The following is a 6772-nucleotide window of genomic DNA, read 5'->3' on the forward strand; positions in this document are numbered from 1 at the left end:
TTTCATAGGCAAGATTTATGTGGGAACGCTTTATTTTTTTCTCACGATAAATATGGTAGAATTAATTTGCCCATAAAATATGTTGATAAATGACCCCAGCTCCTTCGAAAGAAGGTGGATACGCCAATATCCTGGATCATTTTCATATATTTTAGGGCTTCTTTTTTTTGGTCCTGTGTAAACCCCAATGGATGTCCTAGATCCATCAAGAAACTATGTGTCCAATGAAGAATCTCATAGAAGCGCTTGGTATGCTGGGCTAACTGTTGGCGGCTTCCAATGGCTTTCTTTCCCCTTAATAACAGATGGACCCTTTCAACAATCGTATGTAATGTATGTTGGTAATAGGGAATAAGAAAATCTGGCAAAATGGAGATGTTCACCCCGCAAGCCAGGCACCTAAACCGGCATATGGGTATATGCACTGCCTGATCCGCCTCATCAATTGCGTACCTCCAGTAATAGCCATTTCGATGAACATTCCCTTGAGCAATACAATGACAGTCGGGACATCGGTCAAACATGGGAAATTCATTCCCTTTTCCTCTTGATCCATATTCCTCAAGTCCGATTCCAAAATCATGGATAATGATCATAAAAAAACTCCCCTTTGTAATATGCAAAAAATTTAGCATATTATTTCAGGGAAGTACAGAAATCACGCTGAAGGAATTTGAATAAAGAAGGCCCTTTTTTGACGGAACAAAGTGATTCTTTACAGCAGTACGAAAAGGATATAACCTATCTAATCAAGGAAAGTAGGACGGTAAAAATAATCAAATGACAGCTCGTTCGGAGGAACTTGAGTGAACTATTCAAGAGTAAAAATCTGTTCAAGGTGTAAAAAGGAATTTCTGCATGGTGAGATTGTCTATTTTGACGGAATTGATTGTAATACATTTTGCAGTATGTGTAAGCGTAATGAGTTATTCATCCATCATTGGGAGGATCAAATGGCATTTTTAAGATAGAGAACGCACACAGAAAATTACGATTCGCCAAAATTGGAGAGTGGGAACTATGAGTGGGAATATTAAAAAATTCAAAAACAAAGGCTATGAGTCTATTAACAGAAACATGCTGCATGACGTAGAGAACCTGAGTTTGCAAGCCATTGGGTTACTGAGTAATTTAACGGCTATGCCAGACAACTGGACGATCTATAAAACGGAGCTATATAAAAGGTATGCGAAAAATGGCCGCACATCTGTGCAAAATGCCTGGAACGAGTTGGTGGAAAATAATTATGTGATTCAACTAAGGAGAAGGGTTGGCAAAAAGTTTGAATATGTTTATTATCATTCACAAGAGAAATTTACCGATGACGATATTCGAGAAATTGAAGAAAAAGAGGGGTGTTCGGTTTGGGATGGGAAGAAATCTTCAAATGTTGAAAATCAACATTCCAAAAAAAGTACGGCTTCTAATGTTGATTTTGGACTTCCCAAAATGGACTTCCCAAAATCAACATATAATAAATTAAGTAATAAAGAGATTAAGTATAAAGATAAAGATCTAGATACATTAGATACAAAAGATACTGATGGTGCTCTACATGATAGATTTGATTTGCCCGATTCTTTGTCAAAAGAAAAGAAAGAGGAATTAAAAGAAAAATACATGGAGCAGGCGTTTTATAATAACCAAGAGCAAATTCCCAAAAGACTAGCTAGGATGCTTCAGGTGTTCTCTGAATCACCGGAACAAGCAAAAAAATACTATGACACAATCCTTCTTGCAAAACATAACGCTGAAAAAGAAACAGACTGCGTAATTTGGTTAGAGCATGAACCCGAACTTGAACATAAAATCATTCAATCCTTTAGCCGATCTGTTAGAAAGATTGAGAAGGAGCGAAATGTAAAGAATGAATCCGGATATATTTACACAGCCATATTTGATTTGCTGACCAAGGAAATGGCGGACCGGAAACAAAACTACCGAAATCAAAATACAGGTGTCCTTTATAATTGGTTGGACGATGAAGATGACTAGTAAACATTGCTGTTAAGAAATAAAGAACGAGCCTAGAACAGATCATTAAAGATTTAGAGGGAGGTAAGGAAACGATATGCAGCTTTCCTTTGAGTTATACTCTGATAAAATTCAATCTGAATCCGATATGAAAAAACTGGAAGAGCAAGAAATGGAATGTGTGATCGAATATGTGCTAGGGGAATGGATCAGAAAGTATTTCCGAATGAAACTCATTGCTAACACAACAAAGATTCCATCAATTACAAGCAGTTATTCAGACATGCCGTTTCATTCCAACGGTTTTCATAGCTCAACAGAATCCACCGCTTTAAAGACATTGACTGCCGAAGAATGGCTTCACTTTTTTCATGAAAGGTTAATCAAATTGCCAGAAATGCATCAAGAAATCATAGAGAAAAAGTATTTGAAGAGAAGATACGATGGAAAATACACACCGGATGATCTGGTTTATCAAGAAATGCATCTAGGGCGAACGGTATATTACCAGAAGAAAAAGGAAGCCTTATATTGGCTAGGTTTAGCTTTACTTAGCAGAATGAAAAAGATAGAATAAATTGGATGAAAATGTCAAAAGTTAACCTAAGTACCAATGGCAGATTAGGTTCGATTATTAGGAAAAGAGGTTAGTCGCTTATTCATATGGCTGACCTCTTCATTTAGGTCTATTTATCATATAATAGATAGAATAGTAAATTGATTACTTTGATAGATAACATTAATTTTATTTGAGGTGTTAAGATTGGGTCAAAAAATAAAAACTGGTGGTATGTTTAACATTTACTATATAAATTTCTCTAAAGTTTATGAGATAGCTATGATGATAAATAACGTTATTGTTTCCTCTATACAAAGGGAGAACAGTTCTTTACGGGAAAATTCACACTCAATAAACACATCAATTTCAACAGCGCTAAATAACTTGGCCAATATTAAAGCCGTTGTGGGAGCACAGGCAAGCGAAAGGCAAGTGAGTTCTTCCAAAATGGTCGAGTCATTAGATATTAAAACTACTAAGTCAATACTTTTAAAGCAAATAGAAAAAAAGTGTACCTTAATTAACGACTTTAAGGATAGAAGGGAAGGTGACTTAGTTAAATTAAATGAAGTAAATTTGAAAATTTTAAATGAGGAATACCTAAGAGAGTTTAAAGTACTTAGAAGCGATGCGCTAAAAGGCTTTAGAGTTGATGGAGTTGAAATAAATAACATTATTTCTTCTATGTTGCAGGATTATTCCTACATATTATACGGTACTATGCCTAATATTGGTGAGGAAATAGTTATTAAAATTCCAATGGAATTAGAAAATGAATTTGAAAGTAAATATAATATTGATGATTTATTGATAGGGAATGTATCTATTATTGGAGTTTATAAAGGGGATATTTCAGAAGAATTTATTAACAAAAATACTTTCAATCATCTGTATAATATTGGTATAAATCAAACAAAGGAAGAAAAAAAAGTTTTTTCAAGTACATATCAATCCGACGTTATTAGCAATTCCTATAATAAGAATCGTTTTAAAGAAGAGCGCAATTTTAAATTTATAGATGTTATTGCTGTTATCCAAAATGTTGCATTTAAAGAAGATGAGTATACACAAAAAAAGATTCCATGGTATAAAAAAATCATTAATTTAATTTTTAAAAATAAACAAAGGAGTTAAATAAGTGTATAGATTTCCCTTATATACATACAAAGATATTAAAGAGTTTAATTTATTATCTGAAGAATTATCAAAGAATGGCGAAAGCATCTATGATTTTAAATTCCAAGAAACTGGAAATTTACTAGAGGAGTATAGTGGCAAGACTATCGATATCTCTAATCTAGTTCTTTATTTAACTCACTATACACAAGATATATATTCAGCATCACTAAACTTTGAAAATCTAGATGAAACGAACAAGATAATAATAAAGGATACTTTAATTGATTATGCCCTTGATATGTTTCGATTAATATTTGATCAGGCTGTAGCTTTATACCCTGTCAAAGAGGATGAAAATATTTTAATTAATGAAATAACACCATTAAGTAGACGATGTTTATACACTTATACTGGAGAAGAATTAGATGAATTAATTAAATACCTTAACAAAGAAAATATCCCCTTTATTAATTTTAGTAAACTCAATAATAAATTAAATGAAGAACTATATAAATACACTATACAAGAATCAGCTCATGCAATTATTGATTTAACATCAGTGGTTCTTGCAATGGACAATAACCCAAATTTAATCTATTTCCTTGAACAATATCTTAATACAATAGATAACTATAATGTTGTTATTAAGAAAGATATTGCAGATAAAGCATTAGAGCTTTTAAGATTAACACTTAGTCATACCGAAAAAATTAATAAGCTACTTCCTGAAATAATTCAAAAGAAAGAGCAAACCTTAATAGTTACCAGCGAAGAAGACAAATTGGTGAGAGTAACTGACTTGAAGATAGAAGGGATTGAAACACTATTAGATCAAATTAATTTTAAACTATTCGGGCATCAGAAATTTAAAGATAGATTTGCAGAAGCTATCAAGGAGTTTATCTTTTTAAATAAAATTAAAGAAAAAAATATTTTTTCCATTTTTTTATTGGGTTCTACCGGGGTAGGGAAAACTGAATTTGCACGGATTATAAAAAACAATTTAAATAAATCAACTTCATTAGCGAAAATTAACTTTGGGAATTATAGTAGTCAGGACTCTTTGAATAGTCTAATAGGAAGTCCTAGAGGATATATAGGTTCAGAAGAAGGGGAATTAAGCGTAAAGCTAGAAAAAAGTAATGCTGGAATAGTGGTGTGTGATGAATTTGAAAAAGCATCAAAACCCATTTATAATTTTTTTCTTGAATTATTGGAAGATGGTACATATACTGATTCACAATCAAGGGAATATAACTTAGATGGCTATTTAATAGTATTCACCTCTAATTTAGATGAACAAAACTTTTATAAAGTAATACCTGAAGAATTACAATCCCGTTTGGATCTAGTTTGTGAATTTGAAAAACTAACTATTAGTGAAAAACAAGAATTTGTTAATGATTATATTAACAGAGTGTCTCAAAAAGTAAAAATGTATGGCGGACAATCATTCACTGAGGAAGATATTAACCAAATAAAAAATATCAATGTTGAGTCAGTTGACTGTTTTTGACACCCTTATACTACCGAAAGTTGACGGTATTGCCTGTCCCAAAATTGACAAGTATAATGACCTTATATTGTCTGAATTTTGGAGAAAGGAAAAGACGCCTCCCTTAATGTATACCTGCGCCAACAGTTATACGGAAGACGTCTCACCATAAACACTATGATTATTGTATCAGATTACCGCCTAATTGAGAATAGCTCCGGCGTTTTTGGTTAGAGGTGCGGGAAGGATCCCTTCTCCTTGTTGCGGAAAAAGCATGACAGTGGTTGGAACCAGAAATAGAAAATCCAAAAAAAGATCTGGGGAATCATGTATTTATAATATTCGTCGTTTAGAGTGCGGTCACTGCCATAGGATTCACCACGAACTGCCTGATTTTTTAGTACCGTATAAGAGGTATGAATCAGAATGTATTGAAGAGGTTCTAACGAACCGTACCAACCATGATATCCCGGCTGACGAATCTACGTTGTTTCGATGGTTTAAGTGGTTCCATAGTTTCATTGATTATTGGATTGGATGTCTTATTTCTATCATGCATCGAACGAAACAAGAGAATGTCCCTTTGAGTTTTTCGTCCGGAAATTCAGAGACTGCACTTCATAGAATAGGACGACTGGTAGGCGATGCCCCCAGATGGCTGGAGCGAATTGTCCGACCGATTGTAAATATTAATTTATGGTTACAGACCCGTTCTGCATTTTTGTCCGAAAGAAGCTGATTTACACTCATGGTATACACATTGAGAGGAGTGTTACCATGAAAGATCAACGAAAAGCAGAAGAAATTGCAGCCCAGCGATTCCAGCTTATTTCGCCCTTATTGGCAGAGGGACTAGATGCTGGAAAGGCGAAGCAATTGAAGGATGAAATTAGTAAGAACAGCGGTCTTTCCGAAAGAACAATCAGGCGCTATCTTTCACAGTACCTTACGGGAGGATTTTCAGCTTTAAAGCCTAGGGGGACATCCACTCGGACGAAAGCTGAAGCAATTCCTGCACATTTACTGGAACAGGCTATTCTTCTTCGAAAAGAGGCGCCGAGCCGAAGCGTAGCTCAAATCATTCAAATACTTGAATGGGAGGGCTTGGCAGAACCAGGGCAGATTAAGCGCTCTACTCTCCAGGAAAAGTTAACCGAAAAAGGGTATAGCACGCGCCAAATGAAGCTATATTCCCAATCCGGGGTGGCAGCCAGACGCTTTCAAAAGCGCCATCGAAACCAGTTATGGCAATCCGATATAAAATATGGACCTTACTTACCTATTGGTCCTAATGGAATTAAAAAGCAGGTTTACTTAGTTGTGATCATCGATGACGCGACCAGGTTTATTTTACATGGTGCCTTTTATCCGACGCTTGATTCCCGTATTGTGGAAGATGCTTTTCGACAAGCTGTTCAAAAGTATGGAGTTCCTGAAGCCGTTTATTTTGATAATGGAAAACAATATCGAACGAAATGGATGGCGAGAACGTGTTCGAAACTCGGTACACGGTTAGTTTTCGCTAAGCCGTACGCCGCTGAAAGTAAGGGTTATGTATAGTAAAATAAAATGTAAAGTAAATCCTTTTTCTTTAGCTAAGTTCTAGTTGTATGCAAGATTTACTT

6 protein-coding genes and 1 pseudogene are annotated in these 6772 nt (G+C 34.7%); 6 read left to right on the forward strand and 1 reads right to left on the reverse strand.

Annotation, left to right across the window (positions count from 1 at the left end):
• Positions 1-41: 41 nt before the first annotated feature.
• Positions 42-596 carry a DUF6431 domain-containing protein gene (locus AB1L08_RS21105; RefSeq protein ID WP_413066581.1) on the reverse strand — a complete coding sequence of 185 codons (555 nt, stop codon included), beginning with the start codon at positions 594-596 and terminating at the stop codon, positions 42-44.
• Between the two features lie 424 nt (positions 597-1020).
• On the opposite strand from AB1L08_RS21105, the gene AB1L08_RS21110 reads away from it, so the two are divergent.
• The 6 genes and pseudogenes from AB1L08_RS21110 to AB1L08_RS21135 all read left to right on the forward strand — a co-directional run.
• Positions 1021-1995 (forward strand): hypothetical protein, encoded by a 975-nt coding sequence (locus AB1L08_RS21110; protein ID WP_413066582.1) that lies wholly within the window; start codon positions 1021-1023, stop codon positions 1993-1995.
• 76 nt (positions 1996-2071) lie between these two features.
• Complete coding sequence (locus AB1L08_RS21115) at positions 2072-2551, forward strand: ArpU family phage packaging/lysis transcriptional regulator (RefSeq protein WP_413066583.1); 480 nt, start codon at positions 2072-2074, stop codon at positions 2549-2551.
• Between the two features lie 186 nt (positions 2552-2737).
• Positions 2738-3667, forward strand: a complete 930-nt coding sequence (locus AB1L08_RS21120; protein ID WP_413066584.1) for a hypothetical protein — start codon at positions 2738-2740, stop codon at positions 3665-3667.
• Positions 3668-3671: 4 nt separating this feature from the next.
• On the forward strand, positions 3672-5168 hold the full coding sequence (locus AB1L08_RS21125; protein ID WP_413066585.1) for an AAA family ATPase: 1497 nt from the start codon (positions 3672-3674) through the stop codon (positions 5166-5168).
• A 205-nt stretch (positions 5169-5373) separates the two neighbouring features.
• The gene (locus AB1L08_RS21130) at positions 5374-5886 is read left to right on the forward strand and encodes a DUF6431 domain-containing protein (protein WP_413066587.1); all 513 of its coding nucleotides are present in this window, start codon (positions 5374-5376) and stop codon (positions 5884-5886) included.
• A gap of 38 nt (positions 5887-5924) precedes the next feature.
• A pseudogene (locus AB1L08_RS21135) lies at positions 5925-6704 on the forward strand (DDE-type integrase/transposase/recombinase); the annotation flags it as partial.
• Positions 6705-6772 lie beyond the last annotated feature (68 nt).

Source organism: Siminovitchia jepli (assembly GCF_047228825.1).
In the GTDB taxonomy this organism is placed as follows: domain Bacteria; phylum Bacillota; class Bacilli; order Bacillales; family Bacillaceae_C; genus Siminovitchia.